Raw genomic sequence first — 26,086 nt, 5'->3', positions numbered from 1 at the left:
TAATATATAGATAAAATCTCAATTTATAGCTGTGGATAATATTATTTTCGACAGTTTTGTATTTCAGCACGAGGGCGTTAGTGAGACATTATGGGTAAATCTCTAGTTATCGTGGAGTCACCAGCCAAAGCTAAAACTATTAACAAATACCTTGGCAAAGACTTCATCGTAAAATCCAGTGTAGGTCACGTTCGTGATTTGCCTATGGGTTCGACAAGCACCGGAAAGAAAACGGCGGCAGCGTCAACCAAAGGTATGAGTGTTGAAGATAAAGCACGCATTAAAAAAGAAAGAGACAAGAAGAACCTGATCAATAAAATGGGAATCGACCCATATAATGATTGGGCGGCGAATTATCAAATTCTTCCTGGCAAAGAAAAAGTCGTAGCAGAATTACAAAAACTGGCTGAAAACGCAGACACTATCTATCTCGCAACCGATTTAGACCGTGAAGGGGAAGCTATTGCGTGGCACCTTCGCGAGATCATCGGTGGTGATGATTCACGCTATAAACGAGTCGTTTTTAACGAAATTACAAAAAATGCGATTCAACAAGCATTTGAAACTCCGGGCGAATTAAGTATGCCGGGGGTTAATGCACAGCAAGCACGTCGTTTCTTAGACCGTGTTGTAGGCTTCATGGCTTCTCCGCTATTGTGGAAAAAAGTGGCACGTGGTTTGTCTGCTGGTCGTGTTCAATCCGTTGCCGTGAAAGTTTTGGTTGAGCGTGAGCGTGAAATCAATGCCTTTATTCCTGAAGAGTTCTGGGATATTCATGCTGATACACTGACGTCTGGAAAAGAAAATTTCCGTCTGCAAGTTGCACAGCGTAATGGTTCGGTATTTAAACCACTGAATCAAGCGGATACAGAATCAGCGGTAAGTATTCTTGAAAAAGCGGAATACGAAGTTTGTAAACGTGAAGATCGCCCAACGAAAAGTAAGCCATCGGCACCTTATATCACGTCGACACTACAACAAGCAGCAAGTACACGCTTAGGTTACGGTGTTAAAAAGACCATGATGCTAGCTCAGCGCCTCTATGAGGGCGGTTACATCACTTATATGCGTACTGACTCAACTAACTTGAGTAAAGAAGCTGTAGAGACGTTACGTGAGTTTATTGGTTCTGAGTATGGCGAGAGCTATTTACCGGCTGCTCCAATTATTTATGGAAGCAAAGAAGGCGCACAAGAAGCTCACGAAGCGATTCGTCCTTCTAGTGTGGATGTGAAAGTTGACGACCTGCAAGGTATGGAAGCGGACGCTCATAAACTTTACAATTTAATTTGGAATCAATTTGTGTCATGTCAAATGACGCCAGCACAATATGATTCAACCACATTGAGCGTAAAAGCCGATGAATTCACCTTAAAAGCGAAAGGTCGTATCCTTAAGTTTGATGGTTGGACTCGTGTGCAACGTCCAATGGGTAAAAATGAAGATCAATTGCTTCCTGCCGTTCAACTTGGCGATAAGCTAAAACTAGAACAGCTTGATCCAAAACAACACTTTACTAAGCCACCAGCGCGTTTCACTGAAGCAGCATTGGTTAAAGAACTTGAGAAAAAAGGCATTGGTCGTCCATCGACTTATGCATCAATCATCTCAACGATTCAAGACCGTGGCTACGTTCGTGTTGAAAGCCGTCGTTTCTATGCAGAAAAAATGGGCGAAATTGTTACTGACCGTCTAAATCAATCGTTTGATGATTTAATGGATTACGATTTTACTGCTCGCATGGAAGGCAATTTGGATAAGATTGCTGAAGGCAGCAAAGATTGGAAAGAAGTGCTAAATGCGTTCTTCCAAGACTTCACTGACGATATAGCAAAAGCTGAGCTTGATGAATCAGAAGGCGGCATGTCACCAAATAATATCGTAGAAACTGATATTAAGTGTCCGACGTGTGACCGTAATATGGGTATTCGTACTGCATCAACTGGGGTATTCCTTGGTTGTTCAGGTTACGCATTACCGCCAAAAGAGCGCTGTAAGAAAACGATTAACTTAGGTAATGAAGAGGGCATTATAAATGTTCTTGAAGAAGACGTAGAAACGGCCGCATTACGTGCCAAAAAACGTTGTCCTAAGTGTGAAACAGCAATGGACCCTTACCTAATCGATCAAGATCGTAAACTGCACGTTTGTGGTAATAACCCGAACTGTGATGGTTATATTGTTGAGAAAGGTGAATTCCAACTTAAAGGCTATGATGGACCCATTGTTGAATGTGACAAATGTGGTTCTGATATGGAACTTAAGAACGGTCGCTTTGGTAAATACATGGATTGTACGAGTGAGACGTGTAAAAACACACGTAAGATCCTAAGAAATGGCGATGTTGCGCCACCAAAAGAAGATCCAGTACACCTTCCTGAATTGGAATGTGAAAAATCTGACGCGTACTTTGTATTGCGTGATGGTGCGTCTGGGTTATTCTTAGCGGCAAGTACCTTCCCTAAATCGCGTGAAACACGTGCGCCATTAGTGGAAGAGTTAGTTCGCTTTAAAGATCGCCTATCACCTAAGTTCTTATACTTAACGGAAGCGCCAACGCACGATCCAGACGGTAAACCAGCCGTAATTCGTTTTAGCCGTAAGACTAAAGAAAATTACGTTCGTACTGAAACTGATGGTAAGCCATCAGGTTGGACGGGGTTGTATCTTGATGGGAAATGGGCTGTTACCGATAAGCGTAAAAAGCCAAAAGCTGAGAAAGAGTCTTAATAATTAAGACATTATAATCAGAAATAGATAAATGAGAGCTGCAGATATGCGGCTCTTTTTTTATGATACCACTGTCACAAAATTTCATATTTATTCTTATTTCGAAATAATGATTGATCTAACACGTCATACCGAACGCGCGCTCAAGTAGATAATAATAGCCATCACCATTTATTGTTCTATGGAAGTCGGTAGCGTTATGCGTCAATACATGAAGTATTTAATCCCAACAATTATCCCTCTTATCATCCTTTTGATGCCATTGTCTGCTTTTCCTTTTGAAGGCATGACAGTTATTCAGCAACGGGTGATCGCTATTTTCTTACTCGCTGCATTATGTTGGGTATTTGAACCAATCCCTATTTACGCCACTTCCGTTGTTATCATTGTTTTAGAACTGCTAATGGTATCGGATAAAGGCCTTTTCATATTTAAATTGAATCAAGATGCGCCGCAATTTGGCGAGCTTCTTAATTACACCGACATCATGGCCACGTTTGCTAGCCCAATTATCATGTTGTTTTTAGGTGGATTCTTTCTGGCAATGGCCGCTACGAAATACCGTTTAGATGTTAACTTAGCCAGAGTATTGTTGAAGCCATTTGGAAAAGATCCAAAATTTGTCATGCTTGGTTTGATGTTGATTACGGGCATTTTCTCAATGTTCATGTCTAACACCGCAACTACCGCAATGATGTTATCTATCTTAACGCCTGTAATTGCCGTATTTGGACCTAAAGATCCAGGTCGTATTGCTTTTGCATTGTGTATTCCAATTGCGGCGAATATTGGTGGTATTGGTACTCCTATCGGAACACCACCTAATGCGATAGCGTTGAAATACTTAGTTGGAGATAATTTAATTACCTTTGGTGAGTGGATGGTCTTTGGTGTGCCATTTGTTATCGTCATGATGGCATTAGCATGGTTTTTAATTACCTACTTATACCCTGCAAAGCAGACGGTAATGAATTTAGACATTAAAGGTAAGTTCTTAAAAACACCGAAAGCGATCATGGTTTACATTACGTTTGCTGGAACGATCTTATTATGGTTAATGGGATCAAGTCATGGCATGAACTCTTATACGGTTGCTTTAATACCTGTGGCGATATTCTCAATAACAGGGATCATTAATAAAGAAGATCTTAAGAAAATTTCATGGGATGTTCTATGGTTAGTATCAGGGGGTATTGCACTTGGTTTGGCTTTGGATAAGACCGGTTTAGCGAAGTTAGTGGTTCATAGTATTCCATTTGATGCGTACTCACCTTATGTTGTTTTATTTGGTGCCGCCTTCCTGTGTTTAATTATGGCTAACTTTATGTCTCATACTGCGACAGCAAATTTATTAATGCCGATTATGGCGGCGCTAGGCACGTCTATGACGTCATTAACGCCATTGGGTGGGGAGCTTACTTTAATCTTAATTGTGACGTTTGCTGCGTCGTTAGGTATGTCGTTACCAATTAGTACGCCACCGAATGCATTAGCGCACGCAACAGGTAATGTCGAAAGCAGCCAAATGGCAAAAACGGGCGTTATATTGGGTATTGTTGGTGTGTTATTGAGTTTTGTTATGGTGTGGGTTTTACATACAGTCGGACACATTGGTTAACTTATGAATCAAGCGAAATTACAGCGTATTATTGATGTTTATTTTAATCAACCTGAACGTAGAATCATGATTCCAGCAGGGGAGACGATACTGGTTCAGGGGGAGAATAATGAGCGTCTCTATTATGTTTGTTCAGGTGAGCTTGAGGGGTTTTATCTGGAAGAAGAGGCGACGCATTCCGTTAAGGTGTTCAGTGCATCAGAGGGGGCGTTTATTGGCGTACACAGTTTATTTTCTGAAACGTTCATTGCATCTTCAACCGTGATAAGTAAAACCGACAGCGAGTTAAGTTGGATAGATACCAATACCGTTGCTATTGATTTTGATCGCTATGGTCCATTAAGTGCACAATTTACTCCTGTTATCGTTAATGAGCTATCTCGCAGGCAGCGAAGGGCGACAAAAGAAGCGATTGAAAAAGAAAACGCATTACAAAAGTTATACACCGCAGAGCAAATGACAACGTTAGGTCAATTGGCAGCAGGCATTGCGCATGAATTAAATAATGCGGTTGGTGTATTAAGCAGTAAAACAGATCGGCTACAAAATATTATTTTAGAGCTGTTAGAAGAGATACACCCAGAAGCCAGTCAGTTTGTTGATCAGGGTTTATTACACGGACAAAATATCAGCTCCTCTGAAGTACGTATCAGAGGGCGAGAGTTAGAAAGTCACTATGGTTTTGATAGAGACACCGCACGTGAATTAGCAAGAGCGGTGCCTAGTGGTGAGTTATCTCATTATTGGTTAAATAGCCCAGAGCAAGCCATTCGTTATTGGAATATTGGCCGTGATTTGCATGACATGAGATTAGCGGCAAGACACTCTGTTGGTATTGTTCGTTCAGTTAAACAACTTGGTAGAACAGACATCGATACCGATGAACTACTGGATGTAAATGACAGCATTAATAAAGCGCTCGTGCTATTACAAAGTGATTTACGTCGAGTGTCAGTACATCTTAGTCCCGCCGCATTACCTATGATTAGAGCATCAGCTACCGAGCTTGTTCAAATTTGGGCTAATGTAATTAAAAATGCCAGTGATGCGATGGTTGATATTGACGAACCTGTTATTGAAATATCAACCCGTGTTTCAAACCGTTTTGTGCTGGTGACTATTGCGAATAATGGTCCTGAAATAGATGAAGCGACAAGACGGAAAATTTTTCAGCCTAACTTTACAACCAAAAAAGGCGGACTCTCTTTTGGATTGGGGTTGGGGCTCTCCATCGTAAAACGAATTATCAGTGGATACGGTGGATCTATTGCAGTAAAAAGCAATCAAGAGAAAACCATTTTTAGAATTAAATTGCCAGTCGAGGACGGTCATGGAAAAAATTAATCTGATTTGCGTAGACGATCAACGTGAAGTGTTGAGTGCGGTTCTGCAAGATTTAGCGCCATTGAAGTCATGGATTAACATTGAAGATTGTGAATCAGCATCTGAGGCGTTGGATTTAATGGAAGAGTTGGATAACGAAGGCGGGCATATTGCTCTTGTGTTATCTGATCATGTTATGCCGGGGAAAAGTGGCGTTGAGCTGTTAACTGAAATTTCTCAAGACTATCGTTTTTTAAGAACAAAGAAAGTGTTGTTAACCGGGCAGGCGACACATCAAGATACTATTACGGCAATTAACCGAGCACGTATTGAAAGTTACATTGAGAAACCGTGGAATGCGAGTGAGTTATTAGCGTTATCTCGACGTTTAATTACGGAGTATATTTTTGATAAAGGCTTGGAATATACCGATTATCAAGAGCATTTAGATCAACAAGTGGTACTTGCTCGTTTACGTTAATCGTATTTTAATGTGAGATATAAAAAACTCGCTTGCATTATCGTTACCTGCAAGCGAGTCAATTTATCGTTCAGAACAGGAAGGTAATTTCTTTAAATCAATTCATTACCTGATTTTTCATTGTGATGGAAATCGTTGATATTCCCCAATGTCGTTGATGCAATGTTATCGAGTGCTTCGTCAGTTAAGAAAGCTTGGTGTCCTGTAAACAACACGTTATGGCATGCTGATAAACGACGGAAAACGTCATCCGTAATAATGTCATTCGATTTATCTTGGAAAAACAGCTCTTTTTCTTGGTCATAAACATCTAAACCAAGAGCGCCAATCTTACCGCTTTTAAGTGCTTCAATTGCGCTTGCTGAATTCAGTAACCCACCTCGACTGGTATTAATGATCATGACACCATCTTTCATTTTAGCGAAAGAATCGGTATCTAAAAGATGCGTGTTATCTGCAGTCAAAGGACAATGCAGAGTAATCACATCTGATTGAGCAAAAATATCGTCTAATGATGTGTACGTAATACCTAAATCAATCGCTACTTGGCTTGGGTAAGGGTCATAGCACAAAATGTTCATGCCAAGACCTTTCAAAATTCGCATTGTCGCTAAACCAATTTTACCAGAGCCAATGACGCCCGCCGTTTTACCAAAGAAGTTAAATCCAGTTAAGCCTTCTAGAGAGAAGTTAGCATCACGCGTGCGTTGATACGCTTTATGGAAACGACGATTCAAACACATCATCAGTCCAACAGCATGTTCTGCAATGGCTTCTGGAGAATAAGCAGGGACACGAACCACTTGTAAACCAAGGGCTTTTGCTGCATCTAGGTCAACCCGATCAAAACCTGCACAACGCATGGCAATTAATTTAGTGCCTTGAGAAGCCAGCTTTTTTAATACGGGAGCCGATAAGTCATCATTTACAAACGCACAAATAACGTCAGCGCCATCGGCAATAGGCGCTGTACTTTCGTTTAGTTGAAAGTTGAAATACTGACATTCGAACTGATACTTTTCATTGATACTATTAAATGAAGATTCGTCATAAGACTTAGTGCTAAACATCGCGATTTTCATATAATATCCTTACAAATAAATGGGTTATATTCATAGTGTCTACCTACACTTTACCACTATTTAGAATAAATATAAGAGAATAGATAAGGTGAAAATGCATCTCAGAACTATAATTGGTTGATATATGAACAGGTCTAGGCTATTTAGGGTGAAAATACATGAATAAATAGGGAGTTTAGCGATTGCGTTCTAGTAATTGATAATAGATATCATTTATCCTCACTGAACAATTAAATATAGGGTTCCTATTATGATGCAGAAAATTACTGACTGGTTATCCAGAGATCCAGATCCTAAAACTCGTGAAGAACTTCAACAGCTAGTTGATCAAAACAACACAGAAGAACTGACTGATCGTTTTCAATCTCGTCTACAGTTTGGTACTGCAGGGCTGAGAGGCATGGTAGGTGCTGGGCCAAATAGAATGAACCGCTTAGTGATACAAGAAACGGCAGCGGGTCTTGGCCACTATTTAATTGAACACATTACTGACGCGAAACAACGTGGTGTTGTGATTGGTTATGATGGACGTACAGATTCACAACAATTTGCTTATGATACTGCCAGTGTATTAACAGCATTAGGTGTCCGCGTTTATTTAACCAGTAACGTAGCTGCAACGCCAATTGTCGCGTACGGGATTAAGCATTTTAATGCCGCAGGTGCCGTGGTGGTTACGGCGAGTCATAATCCACCAGAATATAATGGGTTTAAAGTGTATTGGGAAAATGGCGCACAAATTATTCCCCCACATGACTCTGGTATCGCAAGTGACATTGATACGGCTTCTGTAAAACCCATTCCATATTTGTCATTAGATGACGCGAAAGAACAAGGGCTACTGATCTGGCTAGAAGATGATTACTACCAAAGTTATCGTCATACCATGAATAACAATCCACTGTTATCTAATCATACAAACCCATCTGCGATTTCAATCGCTTATACAGCGATGCATGGTGTGGGTGCTGATATGGCAGAAACCTTGTTGCGTGATGCTGGATTTAACCATGTGTACAGCGTACCAGAGCAAAGAGAACCAGACGGAACATTCCCAACGGTAAACTTCCCCAATCCAGAAGAAAAGGGGGCGATGGATATGGTGATTGCATTAGCGCAGTCTGTAAATGCAGAGTTGGCTTGTGCAAATGATCCTGATGCCGACCGCTTTGCATTAGCGGCCAGAAAAGCCGATGGTACTTATCAAATGCTAACGGGTGATCAAGTTGGTATTTTGTTTGGCCATTATTTATTGAATCACACTGACGCGAGTAAACAACTTGTAGGCAATACGATAGTGTCTTCGACATTGTTGAAAAAAATTGCCGAATCGATGGGGGCGGAATACTTTCAAACCTTAACTGGTTTTAAATGGTTGACGAATGTAGCCATGCAAAAACAGAGTGAAGAAAAGCAATTTTTATTTGCTTATGAAGAAGCTCTTGGCTACACCGTAGGCAGTAAAGTATGGGATAAAGATGGTTTGTCTGCTCTGGTTGCCTTTGCTCAATTGGCGGCCGAGTTATCGACTCAGGGTAAAACTGTTTGGGATCAGTTAGAAGCGATTTACCGCCAGCACGGTGTATATGTTAATGCCCAACGCAGTATTGCATTGGCGCCAAACTCGCCGTCTATTGGTGACAAGCTTCGAGCTAATCCACCGAAAGAAATTGCGGGTTTTACTGTGGTGGTTACTGACGATCTTAACGCGTCATTAAGGTTCATGGCTGATGGAACAACAGACGTTATTGACTTACCAGCCAGTGATGTTGTTATTTATCATCTAGATAATGGGGCTCGTATCATTGTCCGTCCATCAGGCACTGAACCTAAACTGAAATGTTACTATGAAGTCGTACAAGCTTTTTCAGAAGGGGATGATTATCTTGCCGTTCAAGAAAAAGCGAATGCAGCCATGTCTCATTTAATTGCAGAGCATCAAAAAAGTCTATAAATACATCTACTGTATCTATTTCTTAAATCATTAATGGCCTCAAATTATATTTGAGGCCATTTTTTATGTGATAAATAACGGATTTTATTCCCCTAATATAAGCATAATTACGCCCGTTATATTATTTGTGTGATTTATATATCTTATTTTTTGACTTGTCACTTGAATGTTTGGCAACGTATCACAAATTGATTTTGATGCTTCAAAAATCCAGTAAATGGTCTAAATATCAACTTACTATATGGTTGTTTAATACTTAATATCTCTGTGTTAATTAAATCCATGTTGAATTTAATTAACATTTTTTAATAGTATCGAGCGGCGTTTTTTAGTGCTCTTTATTGTTGAGATAAATACCAACGTGATAATTAAGCATGTCAGGTAATGTCGTAGAAATAAGGTCATTTTTTAAGAGAAAGGCGTATTTCATATTCGTTCCTATTTGCTAAATATCTAGAGAATACAACGACACAGTAGCGTGTCAGTGTCATTTCACTATAAGTAATGAAGGACTCATATGAAGTTTAAACGATCTTTTCTCGCATTTGCTATCGCTTTTGGTCTCACCGGTTGTGGTGATGAAACTGTGAATCACATTACTAATGCTGATCCCCATGTACCTTCTGTCACTATTCCACAGGTTTCTGGTGTTGCTAAATATGTAAATCCTTTTATTGGCACTGGCGCGGATGGTCACACTTTCCCTGGTGCAGTATATCCTTCAGGTATGGTTCAATTATCACCTGATACCGAAATGGATGGTTGGGGGTCAGCTGCGGGTTATTTTGACCATGGTAAATTAATAGATATTCCAGTGTATGGTTTTTCTCATACGCATTTATCGGGTACGGGTATTACGGATTTAGGTGATGTTCTTGTACTTCCGTTTATAGATAAATCGAGTGCAACGTTTAATACATTTAATAAGAAAAATGAAGTGGCTCAAGCGGGTTATTATTCTGTTGAACTTAATAATGGTGAAATAAAAGCAGAGTTAACAACATCACCTCGTGTTGGTTATCATCGTTATACTTTTAAAGATGGAAACACCCCTTTTATTAAGTTGGATCTTGATCATACCTTAAATAAATCGTGGGGAAATAGAACGACCATTGGCGATATTGAAATTGTGGATGAATACACGATCCGCGGTAAACGAAGTTCTGATGGTTGGGCTAATAATCAGCATATTTATTTTTATGCAAAATTTAGTCAGCCAATCATTAAAGCAACCGCTCTGGTTGATGATGTTGAAATTGAAATCGCGCTTAAAAATGACGTAAGTATCGAAGCGATTCATACCATTGCTTATTTAGAGTTTGCGAAATCAAATAAACCCGTTGAAATGAAAGTGGCTATTTCACCGGTTAGTGTTGAGGGTGCGCAAGGTAACTTAGACACTGAAATTCCTCATTGGGATTTTGCTAAAGTTCGTAATACGTCTTTAAATGCTTGGAACCAAGAATTAAGCAAAATAAAAGTTGAAGGCGGCACAGAAGAACAACGTGAGATTTTTTATACCTCGCTTTACCACGCATCAATTGCACCAATGATTTTTCAAGATGCTGATGGTAAATATCGCGCAATGCGTACTCAGGAAATTAAAGACGCTGGGGAAACGCCAAATTATTCTATTTATTCTATGTGGGATACGTTCCGTGCATTCCACCCATTGCAGACCATCATTAATCCACAGCGAGCAGAAGAATACGCGAATGATTTAATTCGTAAATATGAAGATGGTGGCATTCTTCCTAAGTGGGAATTGCATGGTCACTATACGGGCACGATGATTGGTTTTCCTGCGATTTCTATTATTGCTGATGCGATGGCGAAAGGCCTTAATGTTGATCCTGAAAAAGCAAAAGAAGCCGCTGAATTTACGGCTCGTTACCAAGAGAAAGCACAGTTCGTTAACGCAGGCTGGACAGAAGATCAGAACTTAGGTGCCGCGAACGTAGTGCAAGTAAAAGTGTATGAAGAAAATGGGTTTGTACATCATGGTTATTGGAACTCGGCTTCTTACACATTAGAGTTTGCTTATGGTGACTGGGCAATGTCTGAAATTGCTCGTATGAGTGGTGATGTTGCACTTCAAGACGAGTTTATTGCTCGTGCTGATAACTGGAAAAACCATTGGGATGAGGAAACTGGATTTTTACGTCCAAAAAACCATCCAGAAAGTACTCGTCCAGAAAAACCCGCCTCAGAGTTTAACCATCCAATTGCTAATTGTGGACTGGATAATGGGGTTGAAAAGTGCATATTCGAACCATTTGATCCCTATTATGTAGACGAGTTCGCCTTTACTGAAGGTAACGCATGGCAATGGAAGTTCCAGCCGATGCATGACTTTGAAGGGCTAAAAGAAGCCATCTATCAAGCCGATATTACAAAAGGGAAAGAGACCTCACCGGAGAAGGCGTTCCGTGAAGATCTTGATGAACTTTTTAATGCAAGCTCTGCAAATACGGGCGAAGAACTGCCAGATCTAACAGGGTATGTTGGTCAATATATGCATGGTAACGAGCCATCACACCATATTCCTTATCTATACAACATGACTGATGAGCCTTGGAAAACACAAGAGTACTTAGACCGTATCATGAGTGAAATGTATTCAGCAACGCCAACCGGAATTGTCGGTAATGAAGATGTTGGCCAAATGTCCTCGTGGTACATCATGTCAGCGATGGGGTTCTATCAAGTGACTCCTGTTGATCCAACTTACAGCATTGGACGCCCACTATTTGATAAAGCAGTATTGGCAGTCAAAGGAGGGGAGTTCACGGTTACCGCGGATAACAACAGTCCGCATAATAAATTTGTTAAATCGGTCACGATCAACGGCCAACCACTGACTGATTTTTCATTCGCACACAGTGATATAAAAGCCGGTGGTAATTTGCATTTTGTGATGACTGGCGATAAAAAAGAAGCAATGAAAGCGAATCTAAAATAACCCTACACTGGTGCTGTTTATGCAGCGCCAGTGACTTTTTTAAGTATAAGGATTTACATGAAATTTAAACTCTCTTTCTTAACATTCGCTGTGGTTTTCGGTCTTATTGGATGCGGTGACGAAACCGTGAATAATGTTTATTCTGAAGCCAATGATTCTGATAATCCAGTCACATTGCCATTTCCAGCGCTTGAAGGGAACGTCGCTTACATTAATCCATTTATAGGCACAGGCTTTAATGGTCATACTTTTGCCGGTGCTGTTGTACCAGAAGGCATGGTGCAATTATCTCCAGATACTGAATTAGTCGGATGGCATTCTGCGTCAGGGTACCATTATGATAAAGATACATTATTCGGCTTTTCTCACACTCATATTAGCGGTGCGGGAATGGGAGGGCTTGGTGATATTCAATTCCTTCCATTCACAGAAGAGAATCAAAAGTACATTGATGAATCCGATGATTATCGTAAGGCAAAATTTGTTAAGTTAGATAAAACAACAGAGGTCGCTGAAGCGGGTTATTATTCTGTAGAAATCGCCGACAATGGGATTAAAGCAGAACTTACCGCGTCTGAACGAGTTGGCTTTCACCGTTATACTTACCCTAAAGGCGAAGCCATAAAGCTTAAGATAGATTTAAACTCTATCTTAAATTCTGATTGGGGTTCAACCTCTCTTCGTAATCAATTGCAGATAAGTAACGACGGCTACACGATTACGGGCGAAAAAGATTCGGCGAACTTTTCTGGTTGGGCGAAGAATCAAAAAGTATTTTTCCATGCCACTTTCGATAAGAAAATTAAAGACGTTTATCTATTAGCTGGTGGCGTTAAAGTAAATGGTTTGATTGCGGAGCACCGTTCTGAGCTGATTTACAACGATGAAGGTGTTGCAATTAAGCGAACAAAAGCCGATGTAACTGCCTATATAGAATTTGAATCTGGTGACAGTCAAGAATTGAACGCACAAGTGGCTATTTCTGGCGTGAGTGCTGAAGGTGCGAAAGGAAATCACGATGCAGAGGCTTATACGGAAGGTAAGTTAACGCCATTTGATCTTGCCCGAGGTAATGCGGTTAAAAAATGGAGCAAAGCGTTAAACTTCTTTATTAAAGGCGGAACCGAAGAAGAAAAAGAGATTTTCTATACGGCATTGTACCACACTAAAATTGCCCCAATCGTATATCAAGACGTAGATAATAGCTTCCGAGGAATGGGGGTTGGTTCTATGCGTAATGGGGAGGGGGAATACCGAATTACTTATGGAACCGCCACTGACGAAAAGCCTAATTTTACGGTCTATTCTTTATGGGATACCTTTCGTGCGCTGCATCCTTTAAAAACGATTACAGAGCCGACCCGAGCGGTTCAATACGCGAAGAACTTAGTTCAAAAGCAAATGGAAAGTGGGTTGCTACCTAAATGGGAGCATATGGGTGACGAAACTGGAACAATGGTAGGTTATCCCGCGGTTGCTGTTATTGCTGATGCCATGACTAAGTACCCAGAAGAATTCTCGCAAGAAGAGAAGGTTCAAGCTCTGAATGCGGCTATCGCTTCGTCAACGTATAAGCCTGAAGAGTTTCCTGAGTGGGATAAACAAGTTCTTGATAAAACATTAACCACACACGTTAAATACATTGAAGACCCCGCGTTTGGCTTTGCTCCTGCTATTCAAAGAGATGCAGAAGGTAATGCGGTGGACCCCGATTACACAATCGAATCCGTATCTTATGGGTTAGAGAATGCTTACTATGATTGGTGTATCTCGCAGATTGCAGAGATGGTGGGGGATGAGAAAAATGCCGTTCTTTATTTAGATCGCGCCGCATTATTTAAACGATATTTTGATAACAATCCAGACAAATACGCTTCAGAAGGTGTGACAGGATTTATGCGCCCAGTAATGGCAACGGGTGATTTTATGACCCCTTTTGACCCGTATGGAACAGCGCATGAAACGGGGAATTATACCGAAGGTAATGCATGGCAGTGGACGTGGTTTGCCCCTCACGATATTGATGGATTAAAAGAGATAATGGGCGGGGACAAAGCGTTTCTAACAAACTTAGATGCCACGTTTTTAGCGAAACCTTCAGGCCAAGAAACGGCCGATATGTCGGGGTTAATTGGTCAAGTTGCTTTTGGTAATGAGCCGTCACACCATATTCCTTACTTATATAATTGGACTTCAGAGCCCTGGAAAACACAAGAAGTCGTTGATTACATTCTTGATGAAATGTATCACGCGACACCTGAAGGTATTGTTGGTAATGAAGACGTCGGCTCAATGTCAGCTTGGTACGTGATGTCTGCAATGGGTTTTTACCAAGTGAATGGCGCGGCACCTATCTATACTGTTGGACGTCCATTATTTGATGAGATTCGTCTTCCTGTTAAAAATGGGTTCTTTACGGTAAGAGCCGCGAATAACGCGGATGAAAATATGTATATCAAATCGGTCACGATTAACGGAAAGCAACTTGAAAGCGGTTTATTCTTTGAGCATAAAGAATTTAAAGCGGGTGGTGATTTAAGTTTTGTCATGACAGGGGATAAAAATGAAGCAATGAAACCTCAAGTGAAGTCATAAACAGTCATTCCTAGGTTTCTGGGCGGTGATGAAGTTGTCGAGGCGTTCGCTTCAAGATATATGAGTTATTACATCTAAAGCGGTAGGTATAAGCTTACCGTTTTTTATTATCAGCTTAAAAGTTTACCAACTCAAAAGGTAATTATGTAAATTTATATCTGTGTTTTAGAGCATGAAAGTTTTATTCGAGGTGCAGCAATTACGACGCTGAGTTCTGAGGTAAAAAAGGGCTGTCTAATTTATACTATTCCCATATTTATGAATGGCCAGATCCCATTCAGCTACCAGAAAAAATTCATGATGTTGTTTTAGGTAAGCCACTAAGTTGGTGGGGCGAAACATGGCATCGTTTTAATCATCAATACAATGATAAGACGTGGTCAATTGCGGTGGGATCATTAACAAAAAAGAAAGAAGATAAGGTTGATGGTTTGATTGCTTTATTTCCAACACACCCTGATTGGAATCAATTATTTTGGGATGGTTTTCATTCATGGATCTCAAATGAGAGTACAAGAAAAATAAGTCATCGTTATTTAATGCAGTGGGTAAAAGTGTATCGATTCTTATATAACTTTATAGAGGTAGGGAACCGTTTAAACACCAATTTATCCTTGAATATGGAATCGATAGAGGAGTTGGTTACTTTTTTAAATAACTCAGCAATAGAGAGTCGAAATGAAAAAAGCCAGTAATCAGTTACTGGCTTTTTTCATTATTACGCGATGAAGAACGTGCTCAACATCCATAAGGCGAGAATAATAAATATTCCTCCCATGAATTTGTGTTGATACGTTCTAAACTTTATGTTGTTAATTAATGATTTACCAAGGCTACCGACTAAAGCAACCAAAAGTAAATTGAATAGCAGGCCAAGTACATTCAGTAATAAGCCAAGTGCTAGCATTTGCTCACCAGATGTTGCGGCAATATTCGTTGAAACAAACTGTGGTAAAAACATCACAAAGAAAACCAATGCTTTAGGGTTGAGTAAATTACTGACTAAAGCTCGTTGGTAAAAAGTGGTCGCCATTTTTGAACTATCAGCAAGTTCTGGTGCTTCATCAGCCTCAGCCCGAATGCAATCCCAACCCATTTTTAATAAATATATGCCACCTAATAGATGCAGGGCTTTCAATGCGAGCGGGCTCATTGCAATTAAGGCTGAAACGCCTAAAGCGGCAAGCAGCGTTAAGATGATGCCAGATGTAGCATTCCCCAAGCTAGCAAATAAGCCAACCTTACGGCCATAGCTCATGCTTGAGCTTGCAATTAATAACATGTCTGGGCCCGGCAGTAATAAAAGGGCAATTACTGCAGTCAAATAAACTGGAAGAATAGATATATCAATCATTATTATATTTTGAATTATAAATTAAGGAGCGGATTTTATAGTAGTGAAGTGATAATTTCCATGGCTAAAAAATTAACGGATGATAATAATACGATATATTAAAAAATACTGATAACAATGTTAACTGATGTGATTGTTATCGCGGCCTTCTATGTGTTTTTTGTATGAGAAAAATAATAAGAGTGCGTTACAATGACAAAATGGACAATAATCATTCAGTGAAGAATAACGATGAACACCTATCCCTTTCAACCCCCGTTAAGCGACTCTAATTCTCGTCTTTTTTGGCAAGGCACATTCGCTATGCTCCCTCTTAGTATTGCAGTATTACCGTGGGGCTTATTAGCAGGATCATTTGCAATAGATGTTGGATTAACGCCTTTTGAAGGCCAAGCACTTTCCGCTATATTATTCGCAGGATCAGCACAGCTCGTTGCTATGGGGATGATCAAAGCAGGAGCAGGGCTAACCACGATGTTATTGACCACGTTTTTTATTACGTCACGCCACTTTCTCTACAGCGTGTCGATGAGAGATAAGATCAGTCCTTTGCCACTTCGTTGGCGTTTGTCGTTGGGCTTTCTGCTGACGGACGAATTATTTGCGGTATGCGGGCATCAATCAAAAAAACAGTTTAATCGGTGGTATGCATTAGGGGCAGGGTTCAGTTTCTATTTCTTTTGGAATGTTGCTACGTTGGCTGGAATTATTGCAGGCAGTTACCTTCCCTTATTAAATGAATTGGGGTTAGAGTTTGCTGTTGCCGCTACCTTTATCGCGATTGTCGTACCTACCATAAAAAACATACCAGTATTGGTTTCAGTGTTGAGTGCGTTAGTACTTTCTGTCGTATTAAATTATTTCTCAGTGGAAGGGAGTTTGATGATAGCAAGCATTGGTGGCATGTGTTTAGGGTATTTAACGGAAACGCTAAGAGGGGGTAAATCATGATATTTTTATCGATTTTAGCTATGACGACATTGGTGTTTTTAAGCCGCTATTTATTTTTAGAACCTAAACTCCCACTGCGACTTAATGCTCAAACGCAACGGTTATTAAGTTATTCTAGTCCGGCGGTGTTAACCGCTATTTGGGCTCCAATTGTGTTTATGCCAAACAATGAGTTGTCTCTATCTGGTTCTAACCCGTACTTATGGGGCGCATTAATTGCGGCAGTAATCGCATGGAAAACTAAGAATGTATTATTGACGACCATTGTGAGCATGGTGGTGTTTTTAGTGCTGAATTTATGGGTATTTATAGGGTAAGGCTATCTTGCGACCCATTCTGTTTCTATTAGGGTTTTATCGCCTGATTTTAAGCGACTAAGAAAAATATCACCGCAGTGGATTTCGCCTACGCCTTGTGGGGTTCCACTCATGATCACATCTCCATCATATAATTGAGTATAACTTTGTAGATCTGCAAGGATGGTTTCTGGAGAATAAATCATTTGGCTTACGTTGCCGCATTGTACGCGGATGCTATTTATAAACAGTTCAATTTGAAGTGTATTAATATCAATCGTGTCTAAGGGAATAAAGCGACTAAATAGGGCCGAGCCATTGAACGCTTTTGCTCTTTCCCACGGTAATCCTTTCTTTTTTAGATAAGATTGTAACTCACGCTTAGTCAGATCAAGCCCAATAGCCACTGCAGACAGTTGTCCATTTTCGATTAAAAAACAGATTTCAGCTTCATAATGTAAGGTTTCTTGGTGAAAAGAAGACAGCGTAGAGCTAATGCAAGAATTGGGTTTATTGAACACGACCATTTGCTCAGGAACCGCATTGTTTAGTTCATTGATATGAGCATGATAATTTCGGCCAACGCACAACAATTTACTTGGTGTAATTCGTTTTTCTCCAATACGAATCGTGTTCATTTTCCTATCCTTGGTAGAAGTGAGGAGGCAGAGTTTACCTGATCTTGTTATGCTTACATTTAATTCTGTTGAGTTTTTGTCCAAAATTAGATCTCTAGCTCAACTATTGACGACATGATATAGCGTTCTGTTGCGATCTAGTGTGCTGTTAATGAGATAAGTAAAAGTGAATGCTAGAATAGAGACTCTCTTACTATTTATGGGCCATTGAATGATTAATTGGATTCAGACACCTAAAAACCCAGATGTAGCTAAATACATTGATTGTTATTGGTTTCTAGAAAGAACGGATGATTCAGACAGTAACCCATTTCCAAAATTGAACCCTGAGCCTGCGGGACATTTAATTATTGCGGCCTCTACGCAAGGATATAATTATGATATTGAGTCCGATTTAAAAAAAGGGCAGGGTAGTCATTGGCTGTTCCCTTACAGTAAGACCTTACAAATGGATCACACGAAAGGGTTTTCTATTATTGGGATAAAATTTCAGGTTGGGGCATTGTATTTATTAGGTATTGAGCCAAAACAACCTGTTGTTAATGAGATTGTAGATACAAATATTAGTGATTTTCTGTGCGTAAAAGAGGGAGAGCAAGTGCTCTTATTGCAGCAGGCAAAGAGCGATTCAGAACAATTAAGCCTTCAGCTAGATGATCTTTTTCAGTCTTTATTTACTGCGGTAAAAGAAGATAAGCACTACGTATTAACAAGAAAGGCTATCCCATTATTAGCAACAACCCCGATTGCTAAGTTAGGAGAATTACTTCATTGTTCGCAAAGAACATTAGAACGAAGTTTTTTACGCGTGACGGGTTTTACGTTAAAGCAATGTCAATCAATGAACCGGTTAGAAGCGATGCTTACCTACTTATATCAGCGTGAAGAACACGAGATCAATTGGACGACGGTTGCGCATGAATTTGGCTTTAGCGATCAACCTCACTTGATCCGTTATTTAAAAAGCACTTTGGGCGTAACGCCGAAGGAATACGCAAAGAACAGAGATTTGACCATTGATATTTATGGTGGTATTGAGTCGTTATAAATAGAAATAAAAAAGCTAACCATTAGAGTTGATTGGTTAGCTTTTTTGATGATTAGTGATTAACGCTAAGATTAAAAATCAAACTGAACAATACGGTGTGATGAGGAAAAACCTGCATGAGTAATGGCTTTTTGTGAGGCGATATTCGATTTTTCAGTTGAGCACATGGCCGCTAATCCTTGGCTGTTTGTTAATGCAACTAAGTACCTTAATACTTGTGCACCCAGTCCTTTTCCTCGTTCAGATGTGGCAACAACCATCCCGAGATCCGCATAGTTTGTTTGATGTTCATTAAATAAGCGACGTTCGCCTGCTGCGATAAGTTGAGATCCATTCCAATGGCCAAAGAGTTCTTGGCGACTGATTAAATTTGCATAATAGCCAGATACCCATTCTTCGGGTGCGCCGATGTTTTCTTTTGCAAATTCAACAAACTCAGAGAGTTGATCTAGCGTTGCCACTGCCATGGTAAGGTATGAATCTTGAGGAGTCGTGAGTGCTTTCACTTGTTGATACATGAATCCATTCACTTGCATTTCTTGTTGTTCATCAAGACATAGTGAAAAATAGTGAGATTCAGCCGTACTTGCAAAAGCTCCATTCACTTTACCTACTGGCGATTCTATTTTGCTAATAACAGAAGTGAAAATGTCAGCCGCGTGTACGTAATGACGTTGATTTACATAAAACTGCAATAAGTAACCATCACTGTTGACGCAACAAAAGCCTATCAATTCTTCATTGTTATAAAAACCAAAATGAGTTGCCATTGGAACAAAACCACAGAGCCACATGCCATCTAATGGTGCTGTTGCTTGATTTATATATTCTGCTTTTAGAGTGCTAAGTTCATTCAGTTCTTCAATTTTTATTACATTAATCATTGTTTCTACCTGTATAGAGAAAGACTAAATGACGCATCAGGCCATCATTTATCTGTTTATTATTTTGAATTATTTCTTAGGAGTAATAGTAGATATAAATGAAAAAAGAAGATTGAATAAAAGCGACAATTTGATACAAAAAAAGCCACACTCCCTAAAATTCTCACAAAATAGGGGAGTGCGGCTTTCTAATTCTTTGTTTGCAAATGTACGTGTTTTATATGACTCGATTAACGAAGGATCATTTGCTCACGTTCAGGACCTACTGACACCATACTTACTGGTACGCCCATTAACTCTTCAATACGTAATACATACGCTTGAGCTGCTTTTGGTAGGCTTTCAAAAGTACGACAGCCAGTGATGTCTTCTTGCCATGCTTCCATGTTTTCATATACAGGGCTTAATGCAGCGGTTTGAGGCCAGATTGGGTTCTCAGTGTGTTCGCCAGCGTAAGACGTACAGATTTTAAGATCCGCCATGCCACTTAAGCAATCGATTTTTGTTAATGCGATTTCAGTGGCTGCTTGTAGTTCAACACCGTTGCGTGTTGCTACTGCATCAAAATAACCCATATCACGTGGACGACCTGTTACAGCACCATATTCGTTAGCCGCTTCACGGAAGTTATCTTGCTCTTCCATTGCGGTTACTAAAGTACCCGTACCCACTGATGAACTGAATGATTTAGCAACGGCAATAATTCGTTCAGGACGCAAAGCAGGTAAACCGCTGCCGATACCAGCATAAGCTGCGGTTACGTTTGAAGAGGTAGTCCATGGGTATTCACCGTAAACTAAGTCACGACCCGCGCCTAACTGTGCTTCAAACAATAAGTTTGCATCGTTCTTTTGCATTACTTTTAGAGGCTCAGTCACGTTACAGATGAATTTACGCCAAGGTGCAGTTACTTCTAAAAGCCATTCTGTCATTTCTTCAGCGGTTTGGCTGAAATCACATGTTGGATATAGTGCTTTCAGTTGTGGCATTTTCCAATCAAGCATGAATTGAATACGCTCAAGCAATACTTCAGGTTGTGTTAACCAACCAACAAGGATGCCTTTTTTCATTACACGGTCACCGTACGCAGGAGCAATACCTTGACGAGTCGAACCGTAAGCGCCATCGCCTAAACGTAATTCTTCTAATGTATCTTCAAGAGCATGAAGAGGAAGACAAAGCGTAGCACGGTCAGAAATGTGCATTTTTACCGTAATACCAGCCGCTTTTACTTCTGCGATTTCTTCACTTAATGCCGCAGGGCTAATTACCATGCCAGGGCCAAGAATCGCTGTACAATCTGGGTTAAAAATACCGCTTGGAAGTTGGTGTAGTTTAAAGGTACCGAAGTCATTTACCACGGTATGACCGGCGTTATTACCACCTTGAAAACGAATGCTTGCAGACGCGTCAGCAGCAAGAAAATCAACGATACGGCCTTTACCTTCATCGCCCCAATTAGCACCAACAACAACAATAGACGGCATAACACAAACTCCTAAATGATTAAGACGCTATGCTAATCCCAATAATGCAATATGAGAAATTAATTATAATTATCGACTTGATAAGAAATCCATATAACATATTGCGTGAAATCTATTCAAAAAGAGGGTATGGGAATGCTTGATCTTCATTGGCTTAAAACATTTGTAACATTGGCAGAGTTAAAACACTTTGGTAAAACAGCCACGGCTCTACACATGACGCAACCTAACGTTAGTTTACATATCAAGCAGTTAGAAAGTACAACTCGAGTGAAGTTGATTGAAAGAAACCCATTTCATTTAACTGAAGCGGGCGTTCGATTATTAGAAACCAGTCAAAATACATTAATGGAGCTGCAAGTGTGCCAAGCGGATCTCAACGCCATTAATGATTTAAGCCGTGGAACGTTGACGATTGCAGCGAGCGATATTATTTCTCGTTTATTATTGATCGGACCTTTTCAACTATTTAAACAAGAATTTCCAGGGATCGATTTTTCACTACTTAATACAACGTCATCACAAGCATCAGAATTAGTGAAAAGTGCAGAAGCCGATTTGGGTTTTGTTATTGCTCAAAAAGAGAGTCAACCGCTTCATTTTACTGAACTTCAGAAAATAAAGTGGTGCGCATTGGGGAATAATCTTGAAAAGTGGCAACAAGCGAATTTTGATCCTACTATTGTTTTAGACAGTGAACCTACGCTCATATTATTAGGTCATGATACACGAACACGAGATTTACTTGATTTGGCGTTGCCATCCTTGAATTTACCTAAGTACCGAATCATGGAGGTGGGCAGTGTCGATGCTCAGATTGATTGGGCTGAGGCAGGGTTTGGTGTTGCAATTGTTCCTGAATTTTCTATTCACCCAAAGCGAAACCTTAAAACGACAGTAACGCCATTATCGAAATTCCCAACAACCAGCTTAGGTTACATTGTTAGGCAGAATCAGATTTTATCTAAAGCAATTAAACAGTTACTTAAATGGGTGGATGAAGAAATTATTCGCTCTCAAAAATAGACGGTTTTCACTCTCCAGTTTATGTGGCAGGTGTCTTGTTTTTAGGGGCTTCACGTAATGTTCGTGCTACTGAAAATTGATTTTAAAAGCACCTATGTTTTAAAAAATGGGTAGCAAAGTATATTGACATCATCAATTAAAGGGAATAAAAGTGTAACTAAAGATTAATGAGTAAGTAATTGACACTGTTATTAATTATTTACTCATTAAGGCCGAATCCAATCAATTCGACAGTTTATATTTTATTGTTTGTTTAATTCAATGGAGCTAAAACGTATGCCTCTTCATTCTAAAGATACAGTCAGAGACGATCTTCTTGATGATGTTTATTCATCAACTGACCTTTCCCTATCTATGCCAAAATACAAAATGCCTGAGCACGAACATGATCCTCGTCATGCTTATCAAGTTGTTCATGATGAGCTAATGATGGATGGGAATTCTCGACAGAATTTAGCGACCTTTTGCCAAACTTGGGTTGAAGATGAAGTCCACAAACTAATGGACGAATGCATCGATAAAAACATGATCGATAAGGATGAATATCCTCAAACCGCAGAGCTTGAAGCGCGTTGTGTGCATATGTTGGCTGATTTATGGAACTCTCCAGATGCAGAAAATACGTTAGGTTGTTCTACTACGGGGTCAAGTGAAGCCGCAATGCTCGGCGGAATGGCGCTAAAATGGGCTTGGCGTGAAAAAATGAAAAAACTTGGCAAACCAACAGACAAACCAAATATGATCTGTGGTCCTGTTCAAGTGTGCTGGCATAAATTTGCTCGTTATTGGGATATTGAATTACGTGAGATCCCAATGGAAGGCGATCGTCTAATTATGACGCCTGAAGAAGTGATTAAACGTTGTGATGAAAATACCATCGGTGTAGTTCCAACGTTGGGTGTGACATTTACTTGTCAGTATGAACCAGTAAAAGCAGTGCATGAAGCGTTAGATAAACTACAAGAAGAAACTGGTTTAGATATTCCAATGCACATTGATGCGGCGAGTGGCGGTTTCTTAGCCCCATTCTGTGATCCTGAGTTAGAGTGGGATTTCCGTTTACCTCGTGTGAAATCAATCAATGCGTCAGGCCATAAATTTGGTTTGAGTCCATTAGGTGTGGGTTGGGTTATTTGGCGTGATGCGTCTGCATTGCACGAAGATCTTATTTTTAACGTGAACTACTTAGGTGGCAACATGCCTACTTTCGCGTTGAACTTCTCTCGCCCTGGCGGCCAAATTGTAGCGCAATACTATAATTTCTTACGTCTAGGTAAAGAAGGGTACCGTAAGATCCACCAAGCGTGTTACGACACGGCGGTGTATCTTTCTGCTGAAATCGAAAAAATGGGCATGTTTGACATTATTTATGATGGCAAAGGTGGTATCCCTGCAATGAGTTGGTCGCTTAAAGAAGGTGTTAATCCTGGGTTTAACTTGTTTGATCTTTCAGATCGAATTCGTTCTCGCGGTTGGCAAATTGCCGCTTATGCAATGCCACCAAAACGTGAAGACTTGGTGATTATGCGTATTTTAGTTCGTCATGGCTTTAGCCGAGATCAAGCTGATCTACTGGTTGCCGATCTGAAACATTGCATCGAGTTTTTCGATAAGCACCCAATCTCCCATGGTAGTGATGAAGTTGAATCTTCAGGCTTTAATCACGGTTAATATTTTTTGGGCCGTTTTTACGGCCCATTTTTTTAATGCGCTTCTATCAATATCAGTAGAAGCCTGCTTCATCTTTATTCTATATGGGAAATAATTATGAATATTGATCAATTGAGTAACGTCTTTCACTGGATGAAGTCTCAACGCCGGACTTTATTACTTACTCTGTCACTTTTTCTCTTCTCTAGTCGTCTTATGGCTGCGGAATCGGTTGAAGCGTTAGCGCAACATGAAGCCTCTGGATTATTTGGTTTTCTGTTCACTTATATCGCCCACAATCCTTTTGTGTTTCTTTTCTTAAGCATTGCCATTGGCTATCCTTTAGGAAAAGTAACGATTAAAGGCATCAACTTAGGTTCAACGGCGGGTACTCTAGTTGTTGGTGTTGGTATCGCGTTAACTGCTTTCTCTGTTTATGGTTTACATATTGATGCGCCGGGTTTGGTGTCTGATATCTTCTTAATGATGTTCATGTACGCCATTGGTATGAAAGTAGGACCACAGTTTTTCTCTGGATTGGCACGAGGAGGAATAGACTTTGTTGTTATTGGTCTTATCGTCGTGTTCAGTAATTTCCTAATTGTTTTCTTTGGTTCTAAATTACTGGATTTAGCACCGGGTTATGCGGCAGGGATTATTTCGGGGAGTTACACTGTAACTGCCGTGATGGGCGTAGCTCAATCTGCCATTAATTCAGGGGCAGTTAAAGCACCTGCAGGAATGACGCTTGACCAAATTAGTGCCAACATAGCCGCGGGTTATGCCATTAGTTATATTCTTTCTAGTGTCTTCATTATTCTACTTATTAAATACTTACCTGCGATGTTTGGTATTGATCCGGTGAAAGCGGGTAAAGATGCTGAAGCCGATTTTGGTGCGGGTGGTGATACAGAAGCATTACCAAGCACGAATGGTTTCTCAAACTTAGGTGTTCTTCCTCTAGATATTCGAGCGTACAGAGTTGATCACCAAGAATTAGTTGGACAGAATGTAGAAGCGTTATTTCATCGTTATCCCCATGCTGCGATCCTTAAAGTCGTTCGTGGTGATGAGGTGTTTGATGCGGTAAATAACCCACAACTTCAGCTTGGAGATGTCATCGGTATCCGAGGTGACTACCATGTATTAATCGAAGGCGGAGAATCCACTGTCGGTGTTGAAGTTGATGAGCCTAGAGCGCGTAATGTTGATATCGAAGTTGCCGATATTCATTTAGGTAAGTCAGCTTACACAGGCAAAACTATCGAAGAAATGAGTAAAGAAGTTGGTTTTGGTATCTATATGAAAGCGGTGTTTAGACAAGGGCACCAACTTCCTATGCTACCTCAAACCGTGGTTGAAGTCGGTGATGTTATTCGTGTCGCTGGTTCTGATTGGTGTGTTAAACAAGCTGCTAAAAAACTGAACAGTAATCCGATTGTTGAGAGCACGTTGACAGAAACATTCTATCTAGCGCTTTCTTTATTGATTGGTTATGTGTGCGGACACTTAAGTGTGACCTTTAGTGGCATTCCATTTGCGTTAGGAACCTCTGCGGGCTGTATGCTTACAGGGATCATCTTTTCGTTCTTGAGAACTCGCAATCCCGCGTTTGGTGGACCAATGAGTGAGGGCGCGCGTAGCTTCTTACAAGATATTGGTTTGAGCTTGTTTGTTGCAGTATTAGCAGCAGCAGTAGGCCCTAAAATATTGGCGTCATTCCAAGGTATTGTAGTGATTAAGATTGCAGGCTTAGGTTTATTGGCAGCGTTACTTCCACCATTGTTGGCTTGGATTTATGGTTTATATTTCCGCAAAATGAACCCTGCGATTCTTGCTGGTGCATGTGCTGGTGCTCGTAATAGTACACCTGCAATGAAAGGTGCTCAGGATGAATGTCAAAGTGATATGCCTGCGGTAGGCTATCCGGTGCCTTATGCGTTAACGTCTATGATAGTACTGGTCTTAGGTTACCTAACCATGGTCTTATACTAAAATAACACAGTT

19 protein-coding genes are annotated in these 26,086 nt (G+C 40.3%); 14 read left to right on the top strand and 5 right to left on the bottom strand.

Translation table 11 applies throughout. The features are described 5' to 3' along the window. Positions 1–90 precede the first annotated feature (90 nt). The 4 genes from topA (at position 91) to A6E04_RS07275 (ending at position 6,152) form a co-directional block, all read left to right on the top strand. Positions 91–2,730 (top strand): type I DNA topoisomerase, encoded by a 2,640-nt coding sequence (gene topA, locus A6E04_RS07290; protein ID WP_017020611.1) that lies wholly within the window; start codon positions 91–93, stop codon positions 2,728–2,730. 199 nt (positions 2,731–2,929) lie between these two features. Further along, complete coding sequence (locus tag A6E04_RS07285) at positions 2,930–4,348, top strand: SLC13 family permease (protein ID WP_065610707.1); 1,419 nt, start codon at positions 2,930–2,932, stop codon at positions 4,346–4,348. A 3-nt stretch (positions 4,349–4,351) separates the two neighbouring features. After that, on the top strand, positions 4,352–5,692 hold the full coding sequence (locus tag A6E04_RS07280) for an ATP-binding protein (RefSeq protein ID WP_017020609.1): 1,341 nt from the start codon (positions 4,352–4,354) through the stop codon (positions 5,690–5,692). Continuing rightward, positions 5,679–6,152, top strand: coding sequence for a response regulator (locus A6E04_RS07275; RefSeq protein WP_017020608.1), 474 nt, complete (start codon positions 5,679–5,681; stop codon positions 6,150–6,152). Before A6E04_RS07280 ends, A6E04_RS07275 begins: the two co-directional genes overlap by 14 nt. A 92-nt stretch (positions 6,153–6,244) precedes the next feature. On the opposite strand, the gene A6E04_RS07270 is transcribed toward A6E04_RS07275, so the two are convergent. Next, the gene (locus A6E04_RS07270) at positions 6,245–7,234 is read right to left on the bottom strand and encodes a 2-hydroxyacid dehydrogenase (RefSeq protein WP_065610705.1); all 990 of its coding nucleotides are present in this window, start codon (positions 7,232–7,234) and stop codon (positions 6,245–6,247) included. Between the two features lie 250 nt (positions 7,235–7,484). On the opposite strand from A6E04_RS07270, the gene A6E04_RS07265 reads away from it, so the two are divergent. The 4 genes from A6E04_RS07265 to A6E04_RS07250 all read left to right on the top strand — a co-directional run bounded on the left by A6E04_RS07265 (position 7,485) and on the right by A6E04_RS07250 (position 15,440). Then, a complete protein-coding gene (locus A6E04_RS07265) occupies positions 7,485–9,188 on the top strand; it encodes a phospho-sugar mutase (RefSeq protein ID WP_065610704.1) in 1,704 nt (567 codons plus the stop codon). 517 nt (positions 9,189–9,705) lie between these two features. After that, complete coding sequence (locus A6E04_RS07260; RefSeq protein ID WP_017020605.1) at positions 9,706–12,150, top strand: GH92 family glycosyl hydrolase; 2,445 nt, start codon at positions 9,706–9,708, stop codon at positions 12,148–12,150. Positions 12,151–12,207: 57 nt separating this feature from the next. Beyond that, the gene (locus A6E04_RS07255) at positions 12,208–14,745 is read left to right on the top strand and encodes a GH92 family glycosyl hydrolase (protein WP_139078773.1); all 2,538 of its coding nucleotides are present in this window, start codon (positions 12,208–12,210) and stop codon (positions 14,743–14,745) included. Between the two features lie 389 nt (positions 14,746–15,134). After that, complete coding sequence (locus A6E04_RS07250) at positions 15,135–15,440, top strand: hypothetical protein (RefSeq protein ID WP_065610703.1); 306 nt, start codon at positions 15,135–15,137, stop codon at positions 15,438–15,440. 23 nt (positions 15,441–15,463) lie between these two features. Here the strand turns inward: A6E04_RS07250 and A6E04_RS07245 are convergent, their stop codons facing one another. After that, complete coding sequence (locus A6E04_RS07245) at positions 15,464–16,099, bottom strand: LysE family translocator (protein ID WP_017020601.1); 636 nt, start codon at positions 16,097–16,099, stop codon at positions 15,464–15,466. Positions 16,100–16,330: 231 nt separating this feature from the next. Between A6E04_RS07245 and A6E04_RS07240 the strand changes: the two genes are divergently transcribed. Both A6E04_RS07240 and A6E04_RS07235 read left to right on the top strand, forming a co-directional pair. After that, the gene (locus A6E04_RS07240) at positions 16,331–17,050 is read left to right on the top strand and encodes an AzlC family ABC transporter permease (protein WP_083198928.1); all 720 of its coding nucleotides are present in this window, start codon (positions 16,331–16,333) and stop codon (positions 17,048–17,050) included. Continuing rightward, a complete protein-coding gene (locus A6E04_RS07235) occupies positions 17,047–17,367 on the top strand; it encodes an AzlD domain-containing protein (RefSeq protein WP_017020598.1) in 321 nt (106 codons plus the stop codon). Before A6E04_RS07240 ends, A6E04_RS07235 begins: the two co-directional genes overlap by 4 nt. 2 nt (positions 17,368–17,369) lie before the next feature. Here A6E04_RS07235 and A6E04_RS07230 read toward each other — a convergent pair whose 3' ends face one another. Next, entirely contained in the window at positions 17,370–17,984 is a 615-nt protein-coding gene (locus A6E04_RS07230; RefSeq protein ID WP_065610701.1) for a fumarylacetoacetate hydrolase family protein, read from the bottom strand. 211 nt (positions 17,985–18,195) lie between these two features. On the opposite strand from A6E04_RS07230, the gene A6E04_RS07225 reads away from it, so the two are divergent. After that, positions 18,196–19,032, top strand: coding sequence for a helix-turn-helix domain-containing protein (locus tag A6E04_RS07225; RefSeq protein ID WP_023603056.1), 837 nt, complete (start codon positions 18,196–18,198; stop codon positions 19,030–19,032). A gap of 71 nt (positions 19,033–19,103) precedes the next feature. Here the strand turns inward: A6E04_RS07225 and A6E04_RS07220 are convergent, their stop codons facing one another. After that, positions 19,104–19,916 carry a GNAT family N-acetyltransferase gene (locus tag A6E04_RS07220; protein WP_065610700.1) on the bottom strand — a complete coding sequence of 271 codons (813 nt, stop codon included), beginning with the start codon at positions 19,914–19,916 and terminating at the stop codon, positions 19,104–19,106. Between the two features lie 230 nt (positions 19,917–20,146). Beyond that, positions 20,147–21,403, bottom strand: a complete 1,257-nt coding sequence (locus tag A6E04_RS07215) for an adenylosuccinate synthetase (protein ID WP_065610699.1) — start codon at positions 21,401–21,403, stop codon at positions 20,147–20,149. A 135-nt stretch (positions 21,404–21,538) separates the two neighbouring features. Between A6E04_RS07215 and A6E04_RS07210 the strand changes: the two genes are divergently transcribed. The 3 genes from A6E04_RS07210 (at position 21,539) to A6E04_RS07200 (ending at position 26,074) form a co-directional block, all read left to right on the top strand. Continuing rightward, positions 21,539–22,429 carry a LysR family transcriptional regulator gene (locus A6E04_RS07210; protein ID WP_065610698.1) on the top strand — a complete coding sequence of 297 codons (891 nt, stop codon included), beginning with the start codon at positions 21,539–21,541 and terminating at the stop codon, positions 22,427–22,429. 276 nt (positions 22,430–22,705) lie between these two features. Further along, the gene (gad, locus tag A6E04_RS07205) at positions 22,706–24,100 is read left to right on the top strand and encodes a glutamate decarboxylase (RefSeq protein WP_012549936.1); all 1,395 of its coding nucleotides are present in this window, start codon (positions 22,706–22,708) and stop codon (positions 24,098–24,100) included. A 96-nt stretch (positions 24,101–24,196) separates the two neighbouring features. After that, on the top strand, positions 24,197–26,074 hold the full coding sequence (locus A6E04_RS07200; protein ID WP_017020591.1) for an aspartate:alanine exchanger family transporter: 1,878 nt from the start codon (positions 24,197–24,199) through the stop codon (positions 26,072–26,074). The last annotated feature ends 12 nt before the right edge of the window (positions 26,075–26,086 follow it).

It is taken from the genome of Aliivibrio logei, assembly GCF_001691055.1.
GTDB classification, from domain to species: domain Bacteria; phylum Pseudomonadota; class Gammaproteobacteria; order Enterobacterales; family Vibrionaceae; genus Aliivibrio; species Aliivibrio salmonicida.
This window is presented reverse-complemented; position numbering and strand designations above follow the sequence as displayed.

Coding starts and splice junctions, on each gene's coding strand:
- A6E04_RS07215 (WP_065610699.1), bottom strand. CDS start 21,403: ATGCCGTCTATTGTTGTTGTTGGTGCTAATTGGGGCGATGAAGGTAAA.
- topA (WP_017020611.1), top strand. CDS start 91: ATGGGTAAATCTCTAGTTATCGTGGAGTCACCAGCCAAAGCTAAAACT.
- A6E04_RS07280 (WP_017020609.1), top strand. CDS start 4,352: ATGAATCAAGCGAAATTACAGCGTATTATTGATGTTTATTTTAATCAA.
- A6E04_RS07235 (WP_017020598.1), top strand. CDS start 17,047: ATGATATTTTTATCGATTTTAGCTATGACGACATTGGTGTTTTTAAGC.
- A6E04_RS07200 (WP_017020591.1), top strand. CDS start 24,197: ATGAATATTGATCAATTGAGTAACGTCTTTCACTGGATGAAGTCTCAA.
- A6E04_RS07285 (WP_065610707.1), top strand. CDS start 2,930: ATGCGTCAATACATGAAGTATTTAATCCCAACAATTATCCCTCTTATC.
- gad (WP_012549936.1), top strand. CDS start 22,706: ATGCCTCTTCATTCTAAAGATACAGTCAGAGACGATCTTCTTGATGAT.
- A6E04_RS07230 (WP_065610701.1), bottom strand. CDS start 17,984: ATGAACACGATTCGTATTGGAGAAAAACGAATTACACCAAGTAAATTG.
- A6E04_RS07260 (WP_017020605.1), top strand. CDS start 9,706: ATGAAGTTTAAACGATCTTTTCTCGCATTTGCTATCGCTTTTGGTCTC.
- A6E04_RS07240 (WP_083198928.1), top strand. CDS start 16,331: ATGAACACCTATCCCTTTCAACCCCCGTTAAGCGACTCTAATTCTCGT.
- A6E04_RS07275 (WP_017020608.1), top strand. CDS start 5,679: ATGGAAAAAATTAATCTGATTTGCGTAGACGATCAACGTGAAGTGTTG.
- A6E04_RS07245 (WP_017020601.1), bottom strand. CDS start 16,099: ATGATTGATATATCTATTCTTCCAGTTTATTTGACTGCAGTAATTGCC.
- A6E04_RS07255 (WP_139078773.1), top strand. CDS start 12,208: ATGAAATTTAAACTCTCTTTCTTAACATTCGCTGTGGTTTTCGGTCTT.
- A6E04_RS07210 (WP_065610698.1), top strand. CDS start 21,539: ATGCTTGATCTTCATTGGCTTAAAACATTTGTAACATTGGCAGAGTTA.
- A6E04_RS07225 (WP_023603056.1), top strand. CDS start 18,196: ATGATTAATTGGATTCAGACACCTAAAAACCCAGATGTAGCTAAATAC.
- A6E04_RS07265 (WP_065610704.1), top strand. CDS start 7,485: ATGATGCAGAAAATTACTGACTGGTTATCCAGAGATCCAGATCCTAAA.
- A6E04_RS07270 (WP_065610705.1), bottom strand. CDS start 7,234: ATGAAAATCGCGATGTTTAGCACTAAGTCTTATGACGAATCTTCATTT.
- A6E04_RS07220 (WP_065610700.1), bottom strand. CDS start 19,916: ATGATTAATGTAATAAAAATTGAAGAACTGAATGAACTTAGCACTCTA.